The sequence below is a fragment of the Pseudomonas sp. A2 genome, from assembly GCF_023100865.1.
Classification (GTDB): domain Bacteria; phylum Pseudomonadota; class Gammaproteobacteria; order Pseudomonadales; family Pseudomonadaceae; genus Aquipseudomonas; species Aquipseudomonas asiatica.
Genome location: NZ_CP039127.1, coordinates 5366360 through 5387903, shown reverse-complemented (window position 1 = coordinate 5387903; position 21544 = coordinate 5366360). Strand labels below are relative to the sequence as shown.

Genomic DNA, 21544 nt, shown 5'->3' with positions numbered 1-21544 from the left:
TTCGCCCGCCCGCAGTGCCTGCGGGCGGGCGTTGCCATCAGTTGGCGACGATGTTGACCAGCTTGCCCGGTACCACGATGACCTTGCGGATGGTCAGGCCATCGATGAAGCGCAGGACGTTCTCGTTGCTGCGCGCGGCGGCTTCGATTTCTTCGCGGCTGGCGGCGGCCGGCATTTCGACCTGGCCACGCAGCTTGCCGTTGACCTGCACCACCAGGGTGACGGTGTCCTGTACCAGGGCTGCCTCGTCGACGGCTGGCCAGCTGGCGTCGATGACGGCCTGCTGGTGGCCCAGCTGTTGCCACAGCTCGTGGGAGATGTGCGGGGTGATCGGCGCCAGCAGCAGGGTAACGGCCTCGAGGCCTTCCTGCAGCAGGGCACGGTCCTGCTCAGTGGCTTGCGGGGCTTTTTCCAGCACGTTCATCACGGTCATCACCTGGGCGATGGCGGTGTTGAATTTGTGGAACTGGCCCACGTCGGTGCTGGCTTGCTTGATGGCGGTGTGGATAGCGCGGCGGATGACCTTTTGCGCGTCGTCCAGGGCGGCGACATCCAGCTTGCCCGGCAGGCCTTGGGCTACATGAGCCTGGGCCAGGCGCCAGACGCGGCGCAGGAAGCGGCTGGCGCCTTCGACGCCGGAGTCGGACCATTCCAGGCTCATGTCGGGCGGCGAGGCGAACATCATGAACAGGCGGCAGGTATCGGCGCCGTACTGGTCGATCATCGATTGCGGGTCGACGCCGTTGTTCTTCGACTTCGACATCTTCTCGGTGCCACCGATTTCCACCGGCAGGCCGTCGGTCTTCAGGCGAGCGCCAATGATCTTGGCCTTGGCATCACGCTCGACTTCGACATCGGCCGGGTTGAACCAGTCCTTGCCGCCGTTGCTGGCCACACGGTAATAGGTTTCGGCCACCACCATGCCCTGGGTCAGCAGGTTCTTGAACGGCTCGTTCGAGGTGACCAGGCCTTCGTCACGCATCAGCTTGTGGAAGAAGCGCGCGTACAGGAGGTGCAGGATGGCGTGCTCGATACCGCCGATGTACTGGTCGACCGGCAGCCAGTGGTTGGCCGCTTTCGGGTCGACCATGCCACCTTCGTAGTTCGGCGAGGCGTAGCGGGCGAAGTACCAGGACGACTCGACGAAGGTGTCCATGGTGTCGGTTTCGCGCTTGGCCGCGGTGCCGCATTTCGGGCAGCTGCACTCGTAGAATTCAGGCATGCGCGCCAGTGGCGAACCGGCCCCATCCGGCACCACGTTCTCCGGCAGGGTGACCGGCAGCTGGTCTTCCGGCACCGGTACGTCGCCGCAGGATGGGCAGTGGATGATCGGGATCGGGCAGCCCCAGTAGCGCTGGCGGCTGATACCCCAGTCACGCAGGCGGAACTGGGTACGCGATTTGCCCAGCTCCTTGCGGATCAGGGCGGCTTCGATGGCGTCGAAGGCACCGGCGAAGTCCAGGCCGTCGAATTCGCCGGAGTTGATCAGTTGGCCGTGCTCGCCATAGGCGGCCAGCCACTCGCTGCCGACTTCGTCGCCAGCGCTGGTGCGCACCACGGCCTTGACTGGCAGGTTGTACTTGTGGGCGAACTCGAAGTCGCGCTCATCGTGGGCCGGCACGGCCATGACGGCGCCATCGCCGTAGTGCATCAGCACGTAGTTGGCGACCCATACCGGCAGCTTCTCGCCGGTCAGCGGGTGCTCGACCAGCAGGGAAGTGGCCATGCCCTTCTTCTCCTGGGTGGCCATGTCGGCTTCGGCAACGCTGCCGCTCTTGCACTCGTCGATGAACGCCTGCAGCGCCGGGTTGCCCTGGGCGGCCTGGGTGGCCAGCGGGTGTTCGGCGGCGACGGCGACGTAGGTGGCGCCCATCAACGTATCGGGGCGGGTGGTGAAGACCTTGAGGGTGCCTTCGTGGCCGATGCTGGCCAGGTCGTACGGGAACTGCACTTCCATGCCGCGCGACTTGCCGATCCAGTTGCGCTGCATGGTCTTGACCTGCTCAGGCCAGCCCGGCAGCTCGTCGAGGCTTTCCAGCAGCTCGTCAGCGTAGTCGGTGATGCGGAAGTAGTACATCGGGATTTCGCGCTTCTCGATCAGCGCGCCCGAACGCCAGCCACGGCCGTCGATGACCTGCTCGTTGGCCAGTACGGTCTGGTCCGCCGGGTCCCAGTTCACGGTACCGTTCTTGCGGTAGATGATGCCTTTCTCGAACAGGCGGGTGAACAGCCACTGCTCCCAGCGGTAGTAGTCGGGCTTGCAGGTGGTGACTTCACGTGCCCAGTCGATGGCCAGGCCCAGGCTCTTGAGCTGGGTCTTCATGTAGTCGATGTTTTCGTACGTCCACTTGGCCGGGGCGACGTTGTTCTTCATCGCCGCGTTTTCCGCGGGCATACCGAATGCGTCCCAGCCCATCGGCTGCAGGACGTTCTTGCCCAGCATGCGCTGGTAGCGGGCAATCACGTCACCGATGGTGTAGTTGCGCACGTGGCCCATGTGTAGCTTGCCGCTCGGGTACGGGAACATCGACAGGCAGTAGTAGGTGTCCTTGCCTGGCTGTTCGGTAACAGCGAACGATTGTTGCTCGTCCCAGAACTTCTGGGCGGCGGCTTCGATATCACGGGGCGTGTATTGTTCGTGCATGGCTACTTTTTGCTGAGAGGGAAGAGACCTTGTTCCAGGCAGCGGAACCTCGCTGCGTCCGGCACTCCGGTGTCGTTTAGAGTGAACGCCGTAGCATACAGCAGCGCCGCGCATCGTGGGAAACCTTCGTTGCGAATGCCCGCTGGTCGCGGCACACGGCTGCTTTTTTCAACGACGCTAAGCTCAGGTGTGGGGGGAGATATTCTTATCTTCAATGAGGTGAACGGATGGGAGAGACGCAGCTACCCGCAATCAGACCGGAGCTATACGAACGCCTGATCGACCGGCTTGGCCTGGCGCTGGAAGTGGCCAGGACCTCGGTGCGATTGCGCGACGAAATGCCAGCCGAGCTGGAGTTGCGTGGCCTGAGCCACGCAGAGTTCGAACTGATCAAGGCCTACCTGGATTCCCTCCCGGAGCGCCACAATGCCTGTGTCGGCAGTTACCCACAAGCGGAGCCGACATCGGCCAAGATCATCTGGCTCAAGGACAAGAAACGCCCCGCCAGCACGGCGAGATCCAGGACGCTGCCGCATCGCTAGCCGTTCAGGACGCCAGGCGCAGGCTATCGCGCGCCGGTTCTTAAATTTTGCACAGCTCACGATCGGCGCCGGCCACACCCTTGTTGACCGGCGTCGATCCTTCTAGGCTGCACGCCTGCCAAGGAGGTGTGGCCAATGCCGATCCGATTCTTCGTCAAACAATGGCTGATGCCGCCAGGCGTCCTGTTCCTGCTGCTGCTTGTGGCGTGGTGGCTGCGCCGCCGTCGGCCCCGGCTGGCAGCGCTGTGTTTTGCCGTGGGCCTTGGTGGCCTGTGGCTGATGAGCCTGCCGCTGGTGGTGCAGGAAACCGCTCGTGTGCTCGAGACAGAAGCGCCACTGGCGGTAAGCGATTGGACAGGCCTGGCAAGCCGGGCAGATGCCATCGTGGTGCTGGGCGCGGGGCGTGAGCGGGGTGACCCGGCCTGGGGTGGTGGCGACCAGCCCACAGCCACGGCGCTGGAGCGCATGCGCTTTGCCGCACGGCTGGCCAAGGCTTCGGGCTTGCCGGTGTTGACCAGTGGCGGGTTGCACTATGGCTCGCCGCCGAGCGAGGCGCAGTTGATGGCTGATCGCCTGCGTGAAGATTTCGGTGTCGAGGTGAAATGGCGAGAGGAGGGCAGCCGCACGACCTGGGAAAATGCCCGGCTGACGGCCAAGGTGCTGCAGCCGTTGGGGATTCGCCGGGTGGTCGTGGTGACCCAGGCCTGGCACATGCAGCGCTCGCGCTGGAGCTTCGAGCAGGCGGGGTTCGAGGTGGTGCCGGCGCCAGTCGGGTTCCTCGGGCGCGATCATGCGCGGCCGTTCGGCGGGTTGCTGCCGGAGAGCCGGGCGATGTGGCAGAGCGGGCAGTTGCTCAATGAAGTGGCCGGGTTGGTGGGGTATCGGCTGTTCTACTGATTTACCGGCTTACGCGATCCCTTGTAGGAGCGGCCTTGTGTCGCGATGGGCTGCATGGCAGCCCCAGATTTCAGCTTCTATGCCGGGAATGCCGGGGCCGCTTTGCGGCCCTATCGCGACACAAGGCCGCTCCTACAGTGATCTGCGTCGCCTGGTTAAACAGTCTTGGCTATACGGCCTGCCAGCAACGCCCAACCCAGCAGCAATGCACAGACAATCGCCAGCGGCCACGACCGCCATTGCAGGTACGGCGTCAGCTTCTGCATCGGCACCACCTCGCCATACAGCACCGCCTGCTGGAACTGCGGTACCTGCGTGGTAATGCGGCCAAACGGGTCGATCAGCGCGGTCACGCCATTGTTGGTGGCGCGGATCATCCAGCGCCCGGCTTCCAGCGCGCGCATCTGTGCCATCTGCAGGTGCTGCAACGGGCCGATCGAGGTACCGAACCAGGTGTCGTTGCTGATGGTCAGCAGCAGGTCGCTGCGGGCCGCCAGGCCTGCGGCGAATTCGGGGTAGACCACTTCGTAGCAGATGTAAGGCGCAATCTGGTAGCCCTTTGCCTGCAGCAGCGGCTGGTCTTCCGGCCCGCGGGCGAAGTCCGACATGGGCAGGTTGAAGAACTCGATCAGGCCACGCAGCATGTCCTGCAGCGGCACATACTCGCCAAAAGGCACCAGCTTCTGCTTGAGGTAGGTGCCATCGCCTTCACCAGCGACGGTGATGCCGTTGTAGTAGCGGCGCTGGTGATGCACCACTTCACGCACTGGCACGCCGGTAATCAGCGCCGAATGCCGCTCGGCGGCAAACCGGCCCATCACGTCGATATAGCCTTGGGCCTGGTCCTTGAGCACCGGGACCGCGGTTTCCGGCCACACCAGCAGGTCTACCGGCCTGGAACTGAAGCTCAGGTCACGGTACAGCGCCAGTTGCGCATCGATGTGCGCCGGGTCCCATTTCAGGTCCTGCTCGACGTTGCCCTGGATCGCCGCCACTTTCAGTGGGTCGCCCGCCGGCTTGGTCCAGGCATGGCCCTTGAGCGCCAGGCCCAGCACCCACGGGGCCAGCAACAGCAGGCAGCCCACCGCGAGGAACGAGGGGCGGGCGCGCAGGCGGTGCACATTGCACAACAGGGCAGCGGTCAGGGCCAGTGCGAAGGAAATCAGCCACACGCCACCCAGCGGTGCCAGGCCGGCCAGCGGGCCGTCCAGCTGGCTGTAGCCGGCGTAGAGCCAGGGGAAGCCGGTCAGGAACCAGCCGCGGAAGGCCTCTTGCAGCAGCCACAGGGCGGCAAAGCACAAGGCGTCGGCCAGTGGTGCTTCGGTGCGGCGCAGCCAGCGTGCCCACAGCCAGGTGGGCAGGGCGAAGAACCAGGCCAGGGCGGCGAAGAACGCCAGCAGCAGCAGGATCGCCAGCAGCGGCGAGGCGCCGCCGTAGGTGTTCATGCTGACGTAGATCCACCAGGTACCGGCACCGTACAGGCCGAAGCCGAACCACCAGCCGCGCCACATGGCCTGGCGCGGGCTGAGCTCGCGCAGGCCGAGGTAGAGCAGGGCGATGGACAACACGGCCAAGGGCCAGATGTCGAAAGGCGCCAGGGCCAGGAGGGTGGAGGCACCGGCCGCCAGGGCCAGCAGGTTACCGGGCCAGCCGGGGCGGGTGATCCAACGCATGTTTGTCCTTAACGGGTGATCGGTGTCAGGCGCAGCAAGTGTATCCGCCGGCTGTCGGCATTGAGAATACGGAACTTGTAAGGGCCGATCTCGGTGGTTTCGTTGCGCTTGGGCAGGTGACCGAAGGCGCTCATTACCAGGCCGCCGACGGTGTCGAACTCGTCATCGGAGAATTCGCTGTCGAAGAACTCGTTGAAGTTTTCGATCGGGGTAAGCGCCTTGACCAGGAAGTCGCCGCTGGGCAGCGGTTTGATGTAGCTGTCTTCCTCGACGTCGTGCTCGTCCTCGATGTCGCCGACGATCTGCTCCAGCACGTCCTCGATGGTGACCAGGCCGGCCACGCCGCCGTACTCGTCGATGACGATGGCCATGTGGTTATGGTTGGCGCGGAACTCGCGCAGTAGCACGTTCAGGCGCTTGGACTCGGGCACGAAAGTGGCCGGGCGCAGCAGGTCCTTGATGTTGAAGCTGTCGCCATTCTCCTTGAGGATCAGCGGCAGTAGGTCCTTGGCGAGCAGGATCCCGAGCACATCGTCGTGGCTTTCGCCGATCACTGGGTAGCGCGAGTGCGCGGCGTCGATCACCGCCGGCAGGAACTCGCGGGGCGACTGGCTGGCCTTGATGCTGATCATCTGGGAACGCGGCACCATGATGTCGCGAACCTGCAGGTCGGCCACCTGGATGGCGCCTTCGACGATGGTCAGCGCTTCGCTGTCCAGCAGTTTGTTCTGATGGGCTTCGCGCAGCAGTTCAAGGAGTTGCTGGCGGTTTTTCGGCTCATGGGCAAAAGCCTGGGTCAGTTTACCCAGCCAGGACTTCTGCCCGTTGCTCGATCGATCTTCGCTCATGGCGGTTCTCGTGATCCTTCGTGTTTCAGTGTGTGATGGTGTCGGTTTCATCGTCGGCGTACGGGTCGGGATGACCCAGTTCTGCCAGCAATTCCCGTTCCAGGCCTTCCATTTCCTCGGCTTCCTCATCTTCGATGTGGTCGTAGCCGAGCAGGTGCAGGCAACCGTGTATGACCAGGTGTGCCCAGTGCGCTTCCAGCGACTTGCCTTGATCGGCGGCTTCGCGCTCGACCACTGGCACGCAGATCACCAGGTCGCCCAGCAACGGGATATCGAGCAGGTCGTCGGGGACGTCGGCCGGGAACGACAGCACATTGGTCGCGTAGTCCTTGTGCCGGTAGGTGTGGTTCAGCTCGCGGCCTTCGGCTTCGTCGACCAGGCGAATGGTCATTTCCGAATCGGCGCTGCGCTGGCGCAGGGCCAGTTCGCACCAGCGGCGAAAGGCGGTGTCATCCGGGGCGGCAGCATCCGTGGCCCGTTGAATATCGAGTTCAAGCATCTTTGCCGGGCGCCTCGGGCTTGGCCTGGCGGGCATCGAAGCGGTCGTAGGCCTCGACAATGCGCTGCACCAGTGGGTGACGAACCACATCTTTGGGTTGGAAGTGGGTGAAACTGATCCCCGGAACGTCCCTCAGCACCTCGATGACGTGCGCCAGGCCTGACTTGGTGCCACGGGGCAGGTCGACCTGGGTGATGTCACCGGTGATGACCGCGGTGGAGCCGAAGCCGATACGGGTGAGGAACATCTTCATCTGTTCCAGCGTGGTGTTCTGGCTCTCGTCGAGGATGATGAAGCTGTTGTTCAGGGTGCGGCCACGCATGTAGGCCAGCGGGGCGATCTCGATCACCTGGCGCTCGATCAGCTTGGCCACGTGTTCGAAGCCGAGCATTTCGTACAGGGCGTCGTACAGCGGGCGCAGGTACGGGTCGATCTTCTGGGCCAGGTCGCCGGGCAGGAAGCCGAGCTTTTCGCCCGCCTCTACCGCAGGTCGCACCAGCAGGATCCGGCGCACCTGTTCGCGTTCCAGCGCGTCCACGGCGCAGGCCACGGCCAGGTAGGTCTTGCCGGTACCGGCCGGGCCGATGCCGAAGTTGATGTCGTTGGCCAGGATTTCCTTGACGTAGCGTTGCTGGTTGACCCCGCGCGGGCGGATGTTGCCCTTGCGCGTGCGCAGCGACACGCTGACCTCGTTGACGGCCGGGTTGTCGATGTTCTCGACGGTCGATTCCTGCAGGTACAGGTGCACGGTTTCCGGTGACAGGTCGCTGGCCTTTGTCTCGCGGTAGAGACGGCGCAGCAGTTGTTCGGCAGCGGAGGTGGTCTTGGGTTCGCCGATCAGTTCGAACTGATTGCCGCGGTTGCGGATCTCGATGGCCAGGCGCTGTTCGATCAGGCGCAGGTGCTCGTCGAACTGGCCGCACAAGTTGGCGAAACGGTGGGCCTCGAAAGGTTCGAGGATGAAGCGATGGGGTTGTATGGGTGCGTTCAAGGTCGTTTTTAGCCGCTCGACGGCAATGAATGTGAACTCAAGAATAACCCTTGAATGGCAGTGGCGAAAGCACTGAAACGTTCAACGGTATGTATGGCCTGTTCCGGCCCTATCGCCGGCAAGCCGGGCTCCCACAGATACTGCACAGGCCTGAAGCTTGCGCAGTACCTGTGGGCGCTGGCTTGCCGGCGATGAGGCCGGGACAGGCAACACAGTTCAGCAAACCTGTCTGTTATGATGCCCGCCTTTTCTTACGCATGTGTTATCCCGACGAACATGAGCAAACGTGAACCTGCCATCTATAAAGTGATCTTCCTCAACCAGGGGCAGGTCTTCGAGATGTATGCCAAGCAGATCTACCAGAGCGACCTGTGGGGTTTCCTGGAAATCGAGGAGTTCGTGTTCGGCGAGCGTTCGCAGCTGGTAGTTGACCCTGGCGAGGAAAAGCTCAAGAGCCAGTTCGAGGGGGTGATCCGCAGCTTCGTGCCGATGCACTCGATCGTGCGCATAGACGAGGTGGAGCGCCTGGGCACGGCGAAGATCAGCGAAGCCAAGGGCGGCGGCAACGTGATGCCGTTCCCCATGCCGATGCCGGAAAAGTAACCCTCAGGGGAGTGGCGAGAACGGCGTGCGCCCTTCGGCGTTCTGCAGTTCCAGCAGGTATTTGCGGAAGATCTGGCCGAGCACCTGGGTGGCATGCTCCAGCTCGTCGCGGGGCATTTGCTCGGTCACTTCGTCGGCCATGTCCAGCGCATCCTCGGCGCCGTTGACCGCGGCCATCTTCAGCAGTATGTAGGCCTGCACATTGTTGGCCTTGACCCCTTCGCCACGGAAGAACATGGCGCCCAGGCGGTACTGGGCCTCGGCATGGCCTTGCAGCGAGGCCTTTTCGAACCAGTTCAGGGCTTTGCCCAGGTTTTTCGGCGTTTGCGTGTAGTAGTACTCGCCCAGTTCGAATTGCGCCTGGGCATCCCCCGCCGTTGCCGTCTGCTCACAAGCCTTGAGGGCGTTTGCCAGGTCTTCAGGCTGGACATTCAAGGTGCAGCGGCCCGTCGCCGGAATGAGCAACGAGTTACCGCCCTCCGCCAGGGCCAGCAGGGGCTGAAGAAGCAACAGGCAGCCCAGGGTCAGGGCGCGGCCGGTGCGGTTCATGGGGATCGACTTACCTCTGCAAAGCTGCGGCCAATGTCTCTGGTGGCACATTATGGGATAAGCAGCGCCAACCTTACAAAGTTTTACTCGAATTTCTGCTTGGTTGGGGAAGTCAGCTGATTGTGCATGGGTATTTGTTGCCTGTACCGGCCTCTTCGCGGGTGAACCCGCTCCCACAGGGACCGCACCGCTTTCCCGGGTGCGCAGTCCCTGTAGGAGCGGGTTTACCCGCGAAAGGGCCGGTACAGACACTGCATTACTTCAGGGCTGCAAAAGCCTTTTCAGCCGCATCCAGGGTGATCTGCAGCTCCTTGTCGCCATGGGCGATGGAGGTAAAGCCGGCCTCGAACGCGCTCGGCGCCAGGTATACGCCACCATCGAGCATCAGGTGGAAGAAGCGCTTGAAGCGCTCGGCATCGCTGGCCATCACGTCTTCGAAGGTGACGATGTCGTCGGCGCCGCTAAAGTACAGGCCGAACATGGCACCGGCCTGGGTGGTGACGAACGGCACGCCAGCGGCATCGGCGCGCTGTTGCAGGCCGTCGAGCATGCGGCTGGTGTAGTCGGTCAGCTCGGCGTGGAAGCCCGGACGGCTGATCAGCTTCAGGGTGGTCAGGCCGGCGGCCATGGCCAGCGGGTTACCCGACAGGGTACCGGCCTGGTAGACCGGGCCGAGCGGGGCAATGCAGCCCATGATTTCACGCTTGCCGCCGAAGCAGCCGACCGGCATGCCGCCGCCGACGATCTTGCCGAAGGTCGACAGGTCCGGCTTGATGCCATAGTGGCCCTGGGCGCCGCCGAGCGAAACGCGGAAACCGGTCATCACTTCGTCGAAGATCAACACCACGCCGTGCTTGTCGCACTGCTCGCGCAGGCCTTCGAGGAAGCCTGGCGCCGGCGGTACGCAGTTCATGTTGCCGGCTACCGGCTCGACGATGATGCAGGCTACGGTCTGGCCGACTTCGGCCAGGGTCTTCTCGACGGCGGCGATGTCGTTGAACGGCAGGGTCAGGGTGTGTTTGGCGAAGTCCGCCGGCACGCCCGCCGAGCTCGGCACACCCTGGGTCAGCAGGCCGGAGCCTGCTTTTACCAGCAGGCTGTCGGAGTGGCCGTGGTAGCAGCCTTCGAACTTGATGATGGCGTCACGGCCGGTGTAGCCACGGGCCAGGCGGATGGCGCTCATGGTGGCTTCGGTGCCCGAGCTGACCATGCGCACCATCTCCATGGATGGCACCAGCGAGCAGACCAGGTCGGCCATCTCGGTTTCCATGGCGGTCGGGGCGCCATAGGACAGGCCGTGCTCCAGCTGCCTGCGTACCGAGTCCAGTACCTCCGGGTGGCCGTGGCCGAGGATCATCGGGCCCCAGGAGCCGACGTAGTCGACGTAGCGCTTGTCATCCTCGTCAACGACGTAGGCGCCTTCGGCATGCTTGAAGAACAGCGGCGTGCCGCCAACGCTCTTGAAAGCGCGGACCGGCGAGTTGACGCCACCGGGGATGTGCTTCTGGGCTTGGGCGAACAGGGCTTCGGAACGGGACATGGGGGGTTCTCTCGAATCAGGATGCGAACAAGGCGTTGAAGGCGCGGGCGCGGCGGGTGACTTCCTGAGCGCTGTCGGCACCGAACAGGCCGTGGATCACCGCCAGCAGGTCGGCGCCATGGGCGACCAGCGGGGCGGCGTTGTCGAGGGTAATGCCGCCGATCACCGCGATCGGCAGTTTCACCTGGGCGCAGGCCTGCTCCAGCAATTCGATGTTGGCAGCGGGTGCACCCGGCTTGGTGACAGAATTGAAGAAGCGGCCAAAGGCCACGTAGCTGGCGCCTTCGCTGGCAGCCTGCGCGGCCAGCTCGAGGCTGGCGTGGCAGGTGGAGCCGATGATTGCCTGGCGTCCGAGCAATGCGCGGGCCGGGGTCAGCGGGCCGTCGGTCTGGCCCAGGTGCACGCCGACGCCCAGGCGCGCGGCCAGTTCGGCGTCGTCGTTGATGATCAGCTGAGTGCCGTAGCGCTCGCAGAGCTGCATCAGCCCTTCAGCTTCGCGCAGGCGGCGTGCCGCGTCGTCACTTTTGTCGCGGTACTGCAGCAGGCATACGCCGCCTTCCAGTGCTGCCTCGACATGGGACAGGAAACGGCCAGCGAGCAGCTGGCTGTCGGTGATGGCGTACAGACCGCGTAGCTTCATTGGAGGCCTCGTGTCAGGAGCAGAAATCCAGCGGCAGGCGGCGCGGCACGAACTGGCCCTTGCCCAGCTGTTCGGCGTCACGCAGGGTGCGCCAGGTGTAGTCCAGGGCGCTGCGGACGGCGCTTTCCAGCTGCTCGCCAAGGGCCAGGCGGCCGGCCAGGGCACTGGCCAGGGTGCAGCCCGAACCGTGGTAGCTGCCCGGCAGGCGCTGGCAGGTCCAGGTGTGGTGCTGGCCGTCGCGGCTGTACAGGCGGTTGTGAATTTCGTCTTCGTCGCCGTGACCGCCGGTAATCAGCAGGTGTCTACAGAACGGCAACAGTTTCTCGGCACACTCGTCGGCAGTGCCTTCGGGCAGTTCGGCAAGGATGCGGGCTTCGGGCAGGTTCGGCGTGGCGATGGTCGCCAGCGGCAGCAGGCGTTCGCGCAGGGCGTAGCCCACTTCGTCCTTGCCCAGGCGGCCACCACCACCGGCACGCAGCACTGGGTCGCAGACCAGTGGCAGGTGCGGGTGGGCGGCCAGCAGTTCGGCGACGGTGTCGACCATTTCGATCGAACCGAGCATGCCGAGCTTGACGGCGGCCACCGTAGAGTCGGCCAGCACGGCGTTGGCCTGGGCCAGCACCCACTCGCGGTCGAGCACGCGGAAGTCGGAAACGTTGACGGTATCCTGCACGGTCAGGGCGGTCACTGCGGGTGCGGCGTGACAGCCTTGGGCGATCAGGGCTTCGATATCTGCCTGCAGGCCGGCGCCGCCACTGGGGTCGTGGCCGGAGAGACAGAGGACAACGGGGCGGGAGCTGTAGGTATTCATGGTCGGCGAGCTTACCACCAATCCTGTTTGGGCGGATCGTCCTACAAACGAGTTTTGTTGATCATAAGGTCAGATTTTTACCGGTTTAATTTCTGAAAGTATTGATTTAGAGCCTTTTCTTTGTGATTGGATATGGTCGATTGCCAGCTTGCGAAGCTATGCTAGAGTGCTCGGATAACTCTACAAACGGGTTCTGCCGGATCGTGTCGTCTCAAACGGATGGGAGGCAACCGCGACTCGACTGGACAGGCCATGCTGGAGCTGTATGCGCTATTTGCTGATTGTGCTTCTGGGCTTGCTGCCCGTGCTGGCCGGGGCAGTCGATTTCGACGACGCTACGCAGCATCTTCCGCTGGGCAAGGCCATGCAGGTTTATGAAGACCTCGATGGCAGCGCCAGCATCGCCCAGGTCAGTGCCCCTGGGTTCGCCAAGCATTTTCGCCCCCACCATGAAGACGTGCTGAACGCCGGTTACTCCACCTCGGTGTTCTGGCTCAAGGTCGAACTGCGCCCTGTCGCCGCGCCCGGCGCCGCCCCACGGCAATGGCTGCTGGAACTGGCCTATCCGCCGCTGGACCACCTCGAGCTGTACCTGCCCGACAGCAGTGGCAGTTACCGCCTGGCCCGGCGCACCGGCGACGCCTTGCCCTACCAAAGCCGGCAGATCCTGCAGAACAACTACCTGTTCGAACTGCTGCTGCCGCCTGGCCAGGTGACCACCGCCTACCTGCGCCTGCACAGCCAGGGCTCGGTGCAGGCGCCGCTGGCGCTGTGGTCCGCCCAGGCCTACATGGAGGAGCAGCCCACGCGCCTGTATGTGCTGGGGATGATCTACGGCGTGTTGCTGGTGATGCTGGTGTACAACCTGTTCATCTACCTCAGCGTGCGCGACGTCAGCTACCTCTATTACATCCTCTATATCGCCTCGTTCGGCTTTTACCAGGTGTCGGTGAATGGCGCCGGTGTGGCCTACTTCTGGCCGGACAGCCCGTGGTGGGCGAATGCTTCGACGCCGTTGTTCATCGGTGCCGCTGGCCTGTTCGGCTGCCAGTTCGCCCGGCATTTCCTGCAACTGGGCAGCATCAGCCGTGGTTTCGACCGGCTGCTGCAGCTGCTGATGCTGGGTGGCGCGCTGGTGATGATGCTGGCGGTGAGCATGCCCTACGGCGTCGCCCTGCGCATGGCCACGGTGCTGGCGTTGCTGTTTACCGTGAGCATCTTCGCTGCAGGGCTGTACGCCTGGTGGCGTGGCTTGCGCGTGGCACGCTGGTTCATCATCGCCTGGACGGCGTTCCTGCTCGGAGGCTTGGTCAACACCCTGATGGTGCTGGGCTACCTGCCGAACGTGTTCATCACCATGTATGCCAGCCAGCTGGGGTCGGCGCTGGAGGTGGCCTTGCTGTCGCTGGCGCTGGCCGACCGCATCAACAGCCTGCGCGAGCAGCAGGCGCAGACCTTGCGAGACACCGGGCGCACGCTGGAGCAACTGAACCTGCAACTGGCCAGAAGCAACCGGCTGAAAGACGAATTCCTGGCCAGCGTGACCCATGAACTGCGCACGCCGATGAATGGTGTGATCGGCTCGCTGGAGCTGATGCATACCCTGCCGATGGAGGCCGAGATGGCCCAGTACCACCGCACGGCGGTGGGCTCGGCCCAGGGCATGATGGACATGGTCGATGCCATTCTTACCCTCTCCGAACTACAGGCCGGCCGCCTGCGCGCGCAGACGGCGCCATTCAGCCTGCGTGACCTGCTGCAGGGCGTACGTGCCGGTTATGCTGGGCAGGCTTTGGGCAAAGGCTTGTACCTGAGCCTGGACATCCCGGCCGATGTGCCGGACGGGTTGCAGGGTGATGCTCAGAAGCTGGCCCGCTGCCTGGGGTGCCTGGTGGACAACGGTTTGAAGTTCACCCACCAGGGCGGGGTGATGATCCAGGTGCGCGGGCGCCGGGTGGGGCCTGACGACTTGGCGCTGACCTTCATGGTCAGCGACAGCGGTATCGGCTTCGATGATCTCGATCAGGCGACCCTGTACCAGCGCTTCTTCCAGGTCGATGGCTCGATGACCCGGCGTTATGGCGGGCTGGGGATTGGTCTGTCGATCTGCCGGCAGATGGGGGAATTGCTGGGGGCACGGTTGTCGCATGAGTCGACGCGGGGGTTGGGGAGCCGGTTCGAGTTGAGTTTGAACATGGCTATTGCGCAGGTGCAGATGGCATCGAATGTTCTGCAGACGCGACGGTCGCTTTAGGCGTTTTCGTTTTCGCAGGCTTTGTTGGGGCTGCTTTGCAGCCCTTCGCGGGCGCGCCCGCTCCCACAGGTTTGGCGCTGAATTCAGGCAATGCGCGATCGCTGTGGGAGCGGGCATGCCCGCGAAGGGCCGCAAGCGGCCCCCAGGACATGCCCTGACCGCGCCTGCACTCCTACAACAACGCCAGACTCTTCCTACGCTTCAGCACTGGCAACTCCATCCCCTGCGAAATACCCTACAACCGCTGTCGACACGCGTCTGATTGTTCCTGCAAATCCCGCGCTCTAGGCTTTTCCAGTCGCTGACGGTTCAGCGATCGGGTGTGGAAACCTGGCAAGACCTATGGTGCGTGTCGTTACGACAGCTGTACGCGGGAGGCCTTTGGGCCTACCGGGTTCGCACCATGCCTGGTTTTCCACCCCGTGTGCAGCTGTCACCCCTATGTGTGGAAACAGACGGGTGGCACATATCTCCATGGTGCCGAACTCATGAACGACGAAACCAAAACCACCCCTGGCGTTACCTACTTCTACCAAGGCGAAGGCCAAACCCATCCACTGTTCCGCATTGCCGAGGGCATCCCCTGTCGCAGCGCCCGCGAGCAGGCCTCGGAACTGATGGGCTATGCGCGGGACTTGTCGCTTACCGGTTTGATGGATGGCGACCAGCAAATGATGTGGGCTTCGCACTACTTCGCAGCCATGGCCAAGGCGCTGCTGGATGATGCCGAGCTGGGCTTGATGCGCTGATTCTTGTACTGGCTGTACCGGCCCTTTCGCGGGTGAACCCGCTCCCACAGGAGTTGTGCATAGACTGAAAGATGCGCTATCTCCGTGGAAGCGGGTCCCCCGCGGTGAGTCCTCAGGCAAGACCAGGCATCGCGGGTTACTGCATTAATGGTGCGTAAGCCGACAAAAAGCCTAAAAGAGCGGCGATGGGCATTCAGCAGATACGGGAGCTCTCATTTAATCAGTTTCATTAGGAAATATGTCGCTACCCAGGCAATACCAATGGTGTTTAGCGAGGATGCAATAAGTATTTTTCTTCTTAAATGCCTAGGGAATTGTAAGTGGTCTTGCTCATCCAATAGTCCGCTCCGAATGCTTGAGGCGGGGGATCCAATGGCACCCGCGATTACAGAAATAACTAGAACTCTGGAGCCTATTCTTTTCTCTCCCCACATGCCGGTCGCAAATGGGAGGCACGCGCTCCGTTGGAGTGCTGAGGTCATTTCTTTATACTGGCGAGAGCATGCAATGTGAAGATCAGATGCAAGCCCGATTAAGGCGAGACAGATAGGAGTGGCTAACAGGAATAGCCTTAGTTTGACGTCAAGATGATCAATCATCTCCAAAGACCTCGAAGACTAATTCGCCGAACTCCTCACCCGCTTCCATACCACCGATGCTGCCGGCCAAAGCGCCTCCGCCAGTGATGACTATTCCGCATGCCACGGCGTAGGGCCCAACTCTCCAGCAAACCTTTGCAGAGATTTTGCCCGCAAATTTTCCTGCCAACCAGCCACCAGCTAAGCCACCGGAGAAATTGCCGGCCTCAGTAACGCTTACTTTTTTACAAGCATTTGTATTGCCCTCTTTGCACACCTCTGAAATTTTCAGAGCAGATCCGCCTCCACCAATAGCAATGCCAATACGTCCTCCGTTTTTTAAATATTTTGCCATCTTGGCCAGCTTGTCCAAATGTGTCGAGTAACCAGGGATGTGTGTCGCTCCCCCCGCTTTACTCCAGTGGTGCACCAAGCTTCTTGACGATATTCCTAAGTCCCGGCGCAAGCTTTCATAGTTCCCTAGATTGAGGCGCTTGTTCAGGAGAGTCGCTTTCAGGTTTGTACTTAATTGCTTGAACAGTTTTTGACGTTCCGCAAAGAACTCCGGGTGTCTAAGATGTCCATGCTTAATGAATTGATCTTTATGCAAGTCTTCAATTTTTCGCAGTATGTCGCTGAGCTCATCCAGCGACTTGCCAATCATCGCCTCGCTCACACCCATCGTCAGACTCACATCGCTGAGCAGCCCGGCGATCTCGGCCTGATGGCGCATCATGAATTCGGCTTCCTCCGGCGTCAGTTCTGCCAACGCTTCCCGCGCCTGTTTCGCCGCACTCATTGCAGTCAGTTCTTCACGCGTGCACATCGGCCGCCGCAAACCGTCACCAATGACAAAGATCTCACCTGCCTTGAACCCACGTTCATACGTCGGGTTCAGTCTCTCCAGAATCGAACTCGGCAAATTGGCCTGCGGCGCGCCGAGCTCTGCCAAGACTTCCTGGTACGTCATGCAACGCGGAACGATGTAGAAGCCAGGTTCCATGCCTTGCGCAGCGGTCGAGGGCTGGAATGCCCCAAGTTGATAGCTGTTTCTTACCTGATTACTCGCTTGAGCCTGTGGCGGTGCCTCATGAACGGCCTCAGGTACAGGCGCCCTGCGCGGCGCTGGAGCTGAATGCCCACGCGCAATCAGGCGATTGCTGCCCAATGGGCACCCGCATTGCACCAGCGCTCCATCCAAAGCTGTAGGTATGCCGTCCTGCTGCCAGCGGGACTCGCCTTCGATAAGGGTGCCTTCTTGGCCGCAGAGAGGGCAGGGGGTGGTCTTGTCGCCTTTGAGCAGCCAGTCGCTGCCGTGTACACGGCCCCTGGCCTGGCCGGCAATGCAGATGGCGCCAGTGGTGGTTTCGTCCCCGTCCAGGCCCTGGCCTCGGCCGAAGATGTTCATGCGCATGCTCATGGCTCGCCTCTTTTTAAAGTGGGAGCCAGGAACCTAGCAGCCTGTAGGCGGGTATTTTCAGGTAGGGCAGGTTTTAGGAAGGGTCCTACAATGGATAGGGATTTGGACTACAGCGCTTTTTGATGACGGTGCGGGAATCGGGTTAGGGCTGACATGCGCCCCCCACCACATGTTTAGTCATTAATGTCACTTTGACTGACCCGCGGGGAGTGCTTCACTGGGGCTCTCAAGCTACCCGGATCCAGGAGCCCCCGATGAACCTGCACCAGTACGCTGAAACCCACGAAGTCACCAACCAGCCACCGCCCCTCGACGGTGCCAACCTTTACCGCCTCGACCTGCCGCTACAGGAATGGTCGCGGCGTTTCGGTGCGGGTTGGGCCGAATCGCGGATCGATGCCTACGGTGCCCTGGCCGGCGGCCCGCTGATGCAGGCGGGCTTCCTGGCCAATGCGCACAAGCCGGAGTTCAGCAGCCACGACCGCTACGGCCATCGCATCGACCTGGTCGAGTTCCACCCCGCCTACCACGAACTGATGCGCACCGCCGTCGAGCACGGCCTGCCGTCGCTGCCATGGGCCGAACCCCGCCCAGGCGCCCATGTGGCGCGGGCTTCGATGACCTACCTGCACAGCCAGGCCGAGGCCGGTACCGGCTGCCCGCTGACCATGACCTTCGCCGCCGTGCCAGCGCTGCGGCTGCAACCCGAACTGGCCGAATACTGGCTGCCGAAAATCCTCGCCTGCGAGTACGACCCGCGTAACGTCGGCGACCGTCACAAGGCCGGAGTCACCCTGGGCATGGCCATGACCGAGAAGCAGGGCGGCACCGATGTACGCGCCAACACCACCCGGGCTTATCCAGTCGGCGCCGCAGGCCCGGGCCAGGCCTACGAACTGGTTGGGCACAAGTGGTTCTGCTCGGCGCCGATGTGCGATGCCTTCCTGACCCTGGCCCAGACCGAAAAAGGCCTGAGCTGCTTCCTGCTGCCGCGTCACCGCCCGGATGACAGCCGCAACCAGTTCTATATCCAGCGCCTGAAGAACAAGCTGGGCAACAGTTCCAACGCCTCCAGCGAGGTGGAATTCCGCGGTGCCCTGGCTTGGATGGTCGGGGAAGAAGGGCGGGGCGTGCCGACCATCATCGAAATGGTGGCCATGACCCGCTTCGACTGCATGGTCGGCTCCAGCGCCCTGATGCGCCAGGCGCTGACCCAGGCGACCCACCATTGCGCGCACCGCAAGGTCGGCGGGCGGCTGCTGAGCGAGCAGCCGTTGATGCAGAACGTGCTGGCCGACCTGGCGTTGGAAAGCGAGGCCGCGCTGGCCCTGAGCCTGCGCATGGGGCAGGCGCTGGAGCAGCTGGAAGACCCGCAGCAGGCGCATTTCGCCCGGCTGGTTACGGCGGTGGGCAAGTACTGGATCTGCAAGCGCGCCCCGGCCATGATCAACGAGGCCGCCGAGTGCCTGGGCGGGGCGGGTTATGTGGAAGACAGCATCCTGCCACGGCTGTACCGCGAAGCGCCGGTCAACTCCACCTGGGAAGGCTCGGGCAATGTGCAGTGCCTGGACGTGCTGCGGGCCTTGTCCAAGGAGCCGGGGGTGCTCGATGCGCTTTTTGCCGAGCTGGGCGATGGGCACGGGGACCCGCGTCTGGCGGCGCACATCGGCAACCTCAAGGGGGCGTTTGCCGACACTGGCGACATGCAGTACCGCGCGCGGCAGCTGACCGAGGATATTGCCCTGGCGCTGCAGGCCAAGCTGCTGCTGGAGGCGGGCAATGCGGTGGTCAGTGATGCGTTTATCGACAGCCGCTTGACGGGGGGCGGGCGCGTGTACGGGGCGTTGCCGCGGGGTGTGGATGTGGAGGCATTGGTGGCCAGGGCTACGCCAACACAGGACCTGTAGGAGCGGCCTTGTGTCGCGATAGGGCTGCGAAGCAGCCCCAGGGGATCAGCGCAGATGCACAAATTGCCGGGGCTGCTTCGCAGCCCTATCGCGACACAAGGCCGCTCCTACAGGGACCAGCGCTAGTCTGCTGATTAACACCGATCAATGGGGGTGTATTTAGCCAAGAAGGCAGGCAAGATGGTTCACATGCATGTCCAGACAGGAAGCACAGTGTGAGCCAAGCTTTTGTAGTCGTTGATACTCCCGAACAGGCCGTCGACCGTCTGGCGGCCCTGCATGACCAGGCCACCGGGGCCCTTAGCCAGGCCCTCAAGCGTTACCTGAAGGACCGTACCGAGCCGGGCGCCGAAGAGCGCGACCTGTTCCGCTACCCGGCGCTGCGCCTGACCTATTACAGCCATGGTGAAGTCGCCGCCACCACGCGGGCCTACGCCAAGGTTCAGGTAGCAGGTACCTACAGCGTCACCATCACCCAGCCTGCTGCTTTTCGTGGCTACCTGCTGGAGCAACTGCGCCCGCTGATGCACGACTACACCGTCACGGTAGAGGTCGGCGTCAGTGAACAGAACATCCCTTACCCCTACGTGGTCGACCAGGGCGACGAACTGGCCGGCAGCGGCATCACCGCCGCGCAGCTGGCGCGGGTGTTCCCCAGCACCGACCTGTCGGCTGCGACCGACAACATCGCCGACGGCCTGTATGACTGGGGCAGTGCCGAGACTCTGCCGCTGGCGCTGTTCGATGCCGCGCGGGTCGACTTCTCGCTGCGCCGTCTGGTGCACTACACCGGCAGCGACTGGCGCCATGTACAGCCGTGGATCCTGCTGACCAACTATCACCGCTATGTCGACCAGTTCATCAGCCACGGCCTCGACCAATTGCGTGACGACCCTCGCTTCGTGCGCATGGTCCTGCCAGGCAATGTGGTGATCGAAAAGGGCATGGACCATGGTGAAACCCAGGCCCTGGTGGCCAGCGTGGTCTGGCACCGCTATCAGATGCCGGCTTATCACCTGATCGCCGCCGACGGCGACGGCGTCACGCTGGTCAACATCGGCGTCGGCCCGTCCAATGCCAAGAACATCACCGACCACCTGGCCGTGCTGCGCCCGCACTGCTGGCTGATGATCGGCCACTGCGGCGGCCTGCGGCAGTCGCAGACCATCGGCGATTATGTGCTGGCACACGCCTACATGCGCCGTGACGGTATTCTCGACCGGGTAGTGCCGCCGAACATTCCGATTCCGGCCCTGGCCGAGGTGCAGTTGGCCTTGCAGGAAGCCGCTGCGCAGGTCACCGGCGAGCGTGGTGAACAGCTGAAGAAGCGCCTGCGCACCGGCACTGTGCTGACCTACGACGACCGCAACTGGGAGCTGCGCTGGGCCCAGGAGCGGCCGCTGATCAACCTCTCGCGTGCCGTGGCGGTGGACATGGAAAGCGGTACGATTGCCGCCCAGGGTTACCGCTTGCGCGTGCCGTACGGCACCTTGCTGTGTGTGTCCGACAAGCCGCTGCACAGCGAGATCAAACTGCCTGGTTCGGCCAACGCCTTCTATAACCGGGCGGTCAGCCAGCATCTGAAGATCGGCATTGCCGCCCTCGACCTGCTGCGCACCGAGCTCAACTCGCTGCACTCGCGTAAACTGCGCAGCTTTGATGAGCCGCCGTTCCGCTGAGGATCCATGTCACTGCCACCCCGTTCCAAGCCGCGCCGCCCCCAGGCGCGGCCTGCCACCGGCCCGCGTCGCCAGCCCAAGGCGCCACCGGCCGAGCCGCGCCTGATCCTGTTCAACAAACCGTTCGACGTGCTGACCCAGTTCAGCGACGGCGACGGGCGCGCGACGCTCAAGGACTACATCGACATCCCCGGTGTGTACCCGGCCGGGCGGCTGGACCGCGACAGTGAAGGCCTGTTGCTGCTGACCAACGATGGCGGCCTGCAGGCGCGCATTGCCGACCCGAAGCACAAGCTGGCCAAGACTTACTGGGTTCAGGTGGAGGGGGAGCCGAGCGAGGAGCAGTTGCGGCGCTTGCGCGATGGCGTGGAACTGAACGATGGGCCGACCTTGCCGGCCGAGGCGCGGCGCCTGGACGAGCCGGCGCTGTGGCCGCGTAACCCGCCGGTGCGTTTTCGCAAGAGCGTGCCGACCAGCTGGCTGGAGCTGGTGATTCGCGAAGGGCGTAACCGCCAGGTGCGGCGGATGACGGCGGCGGTGGGGTTGCCGACCTTGCGCCTGGTGCGGGTGCGGATTGGCGACTGGGCGCTGGATGGGTTGGAGCAGGGGGGCTGGCGCGAAGTGGCCGCCAAGCTTTAGTCCAGTTCAAGGGCCATTCGCGGGCACGCCCGCTCCCACAGGTATAGTGCAGCCCTCAAGTGCAGCGCCAGACCTGTGGGA

General features: G+C 63.2%; 18 protein-coding genes. 8 read left to right on the top strand and 10 right to left on the bottom strand.

Annotated elements, in window-relative coordinates:
- Positions 1 to 37 precede the first annotated feature (37 nt).
- Positions 38 to 2644, bottom strand: coding sequence for a leucine--tRNA ligase (gene leuS / locus E5221_RS24925; protein ID WP_182328918.1), 2607 nt, complete (start codon positions 2642 to 2644; stop codon positions 38 to 40).
- Between the two features lie 227 nt (positions 2645 to 2871).
- On the opposite strand from leuS, the gene E5221_RS24920 reads away from it, so the two are divergent.
- Complete coding sequence (locus tag E5221_RS24920; RefSeq protein ID WP_003257582.1) at positions 2872 to 3186, top strand: hypothetical protein; 315 nt, start codon at positions 2872 to 2874, stop codon at positions 3184 to 3186.
- A 135-nt stretch (positions 3187 to 3321) separates the two neighbouring features.
- Complete coding sequence (locus E5221_RS24915) at positions 3322 to 4083, top strand: YdcF family protein (RefSeq protein WP_247846594.1); 762 nt, start codon at positions 3322 to 3324, stop codon at positions 4081 to 4083.
- Positions 4084 to 4238: 155 nt separating this feature from the next.
- Here the strand turns inward: E5221_RS24915 and lnt are convergent, their stop codons facing one another.
- From lnt to E5221_RS24895, 4 genes are read right to left on the bottom strand one after another with little or no spacing between them, the layout of a single operon-like run.
- On the bottom strand, positions 4239 to 5756 hold the full coding sequence (gene lnt / locus E5221_RS24910) for an apolipoprotein N-acyltransferase (protein WP_247846593.1): 1518 nt from the start codon (positions 5754 to 5756) through the stop codon (positions 4239 to 4241).
- A gap of 8 nt (positions 5757 to 5764) precedes the next feature.
- The gene (locus tag E5221_RS24905; protein ID WP_003257584.1) at positions 5765 to 6604 is read right to left on the bottom strand and encodes an HlyC/CorC family transporter; all 840 of its coding nucleotides are present in this window, start codon (positions 6602 to 6604) and stop codon (positions 5765 to 5767) included.
- Between the two features lie 25 nt (positions 6605 to 6629).
- Entirely contained in the window at positions 6630 to 7103 is a 474-nt protein-coding gene (gene ybeY / locus E5221_RS24900; protein ID WP_013974343.1) for an rRNA maturation RNase YbeY, read from the bottom strand.
- Entirely contained in the window at positions 7096 to 8094 is a 999-nt protein-coding gene (locus E5221_RS24895; protein ID WP_039613560.1) for a PhoH family protein, read from the bottom strand. Before E5221_RS24895 ends, ybeY begins: the two co-directional genes overlap by 8 nt.
- Before the next feature lie 276 nt (positions 8095 to 8370).
- Between E5221_RS24895 and E5221_RS24890 the strand changes: the two genes are divergently transcribed.
- Positions 8371 to 8697: a DUF1820 family protein gene (locus tag E5221_RS24890; protein ID WP_039613561.1), complete on the top strand. Its 327-nt coding sequence runs from the start codon at positions 8371 to 8373 to the stop codon at positions 8695 to 8697.
- 3 nt (positions 8698 to 8700) lie between these two features.
- On the opposite strand, the gene E5221_RS24885 is transcribed toward E5221_RS24890, so the two are convergent.
- The 4 genes from E5221_RS24885 to E5221_RS24870 form a co-directional block, all read right to left on the bottom strand.
- A complete protein-coding gene (locus E5221_RS24885) occupies positions 8701 to 9246 on the bottom strand; it encodes a sel1 repeat family protein (protein ID WP_003257587.1) in 546 nt (181 codons plus the stop codon).
- 256 nt (positions 9247 to 9502) lie between these two features.
- Positions 9503 to 10786: a glutamate-1-semialdehyde 2,1-aminomutase gene (hemL, locus tag E5221_RS24880; protein WP_013974339.1), complete on the bottom strand. Its 1284-nt coding sequence runs from the start codon at positions 10784 to 10786 to the stop codon at positions 9503 to 9505.
- A gap of 16 nt (positions 10787 to 10802) precedes the next feature.
- On the bottom strand, positions 10803 to 11426 hold the full coding sequence (thiE, locus tag E5221_RS24875) for a thiamine phosphate synthase (protein WP_247846592.1): 624 nt from the start codon (positions 11424 to 11426) through the stop codon (positions 10803 to 10805).
- 13 nt (positions 11427 to 11439) lie between these two features.
- Positions 11440 to 12237, bottom strand: coding sequence for a hydroxymethylpyrimidine/phosphomethylpyrimidine kinase (locus E5221_RS24870; protein WP_061550648.1), 798 nt, complete (start codon positions 12235 to 12237; stop codon positions 11440 to 11442).
- A 265-nt stretch (positions 12238 to 12502) separates the two neighbouring features.
- Here E5221_RS24870 and E5221_RS24865 point away from each other — a divergent pair, with 265 nt between their 5' ends.
- Positions 12503 to 14491: a hybrid sensor histidine kinase/response regulator gene (locus tag E5221_RS24865; protein WP_247846591.1), complete on the top strand. Its 1989-nt coding sequence runs from the start codon at positions 12503 to 12505 to the stop codon at positions 14489 to 14491.
- Between the two features lie 488 nt (positions 14492 to 14979).
- The gene (locus E5221_RS24860) at positions 14980 to 15240 is read left to right on the top strand and encodes a DUF3077 domain-containing protein (protein WP_003257593.1); all 261 of its coding nucleotides are present in this window, start codon (positions 14980 to 14982) and stop codon (positions 15238 to 15240) included.
- Positions 15241 to 15831: 591 nt separating this feature from the next.
- On the opposite strand, the gene E5221_RS24855 is transcribed toward E5221_RS24860, so the two are convergent.
- Positions 15832 to 17238, bottom strand: a complete 1407-nt coding sequence (locus tag E5221_RS24855; protein ID WP_247846590.1) for a PAAR domain-containing protein — start codon at positions 17236 to 17238, stop codon at positions 15832 to 15834.
- Between the two features lie 254 nt (positions 17239 to 17492).
- On the opposite strand from E5221_RS24855, the gene E5221_RS24850 reads away from it, so the two are divergent.
- From E5221_RS24850 to E5221_RS24840, 3 genes are all read left to right on the top strand, one after another.
- On the top strand, positions 17493 to 19145 hold the full coding sequence (locus tag E5221_RS24850; protein ID WP_054573600.1) for an acyl-CoA dehydrogenase family protein: 1653 nt from the start codon (positions 17493 to 17495) through the stop codon (positions 19143 to 19145).
- A gap of 215 nt (positions 19146 to 19360) precedes the next feature.
- On the top strand, positions 19361 to 20824 hold the full coding sequence (gene amn / locus E5221_RS24845) for an AMP nucleosidase (protein ID WP_015271928.1): 1464 nt from the start codon (positions 19361 to 19363) through the stop codon (positions 20822 to 20824).
- A 6-nt stretch (positions 20825 to 20830) separates the two neighbouring features.
- Complete coding sequence (locus tag E5221_RS24840) at positions 20831 to 21463, top strand: pseudouridine synthase (protein WP_247846589.1); 633 nt, start codon at positions 20831 to 20833, stop codon at positions 21461 to 21463.
- Positions 21464 to 21544: the final 81 nt, after the last annotated feature.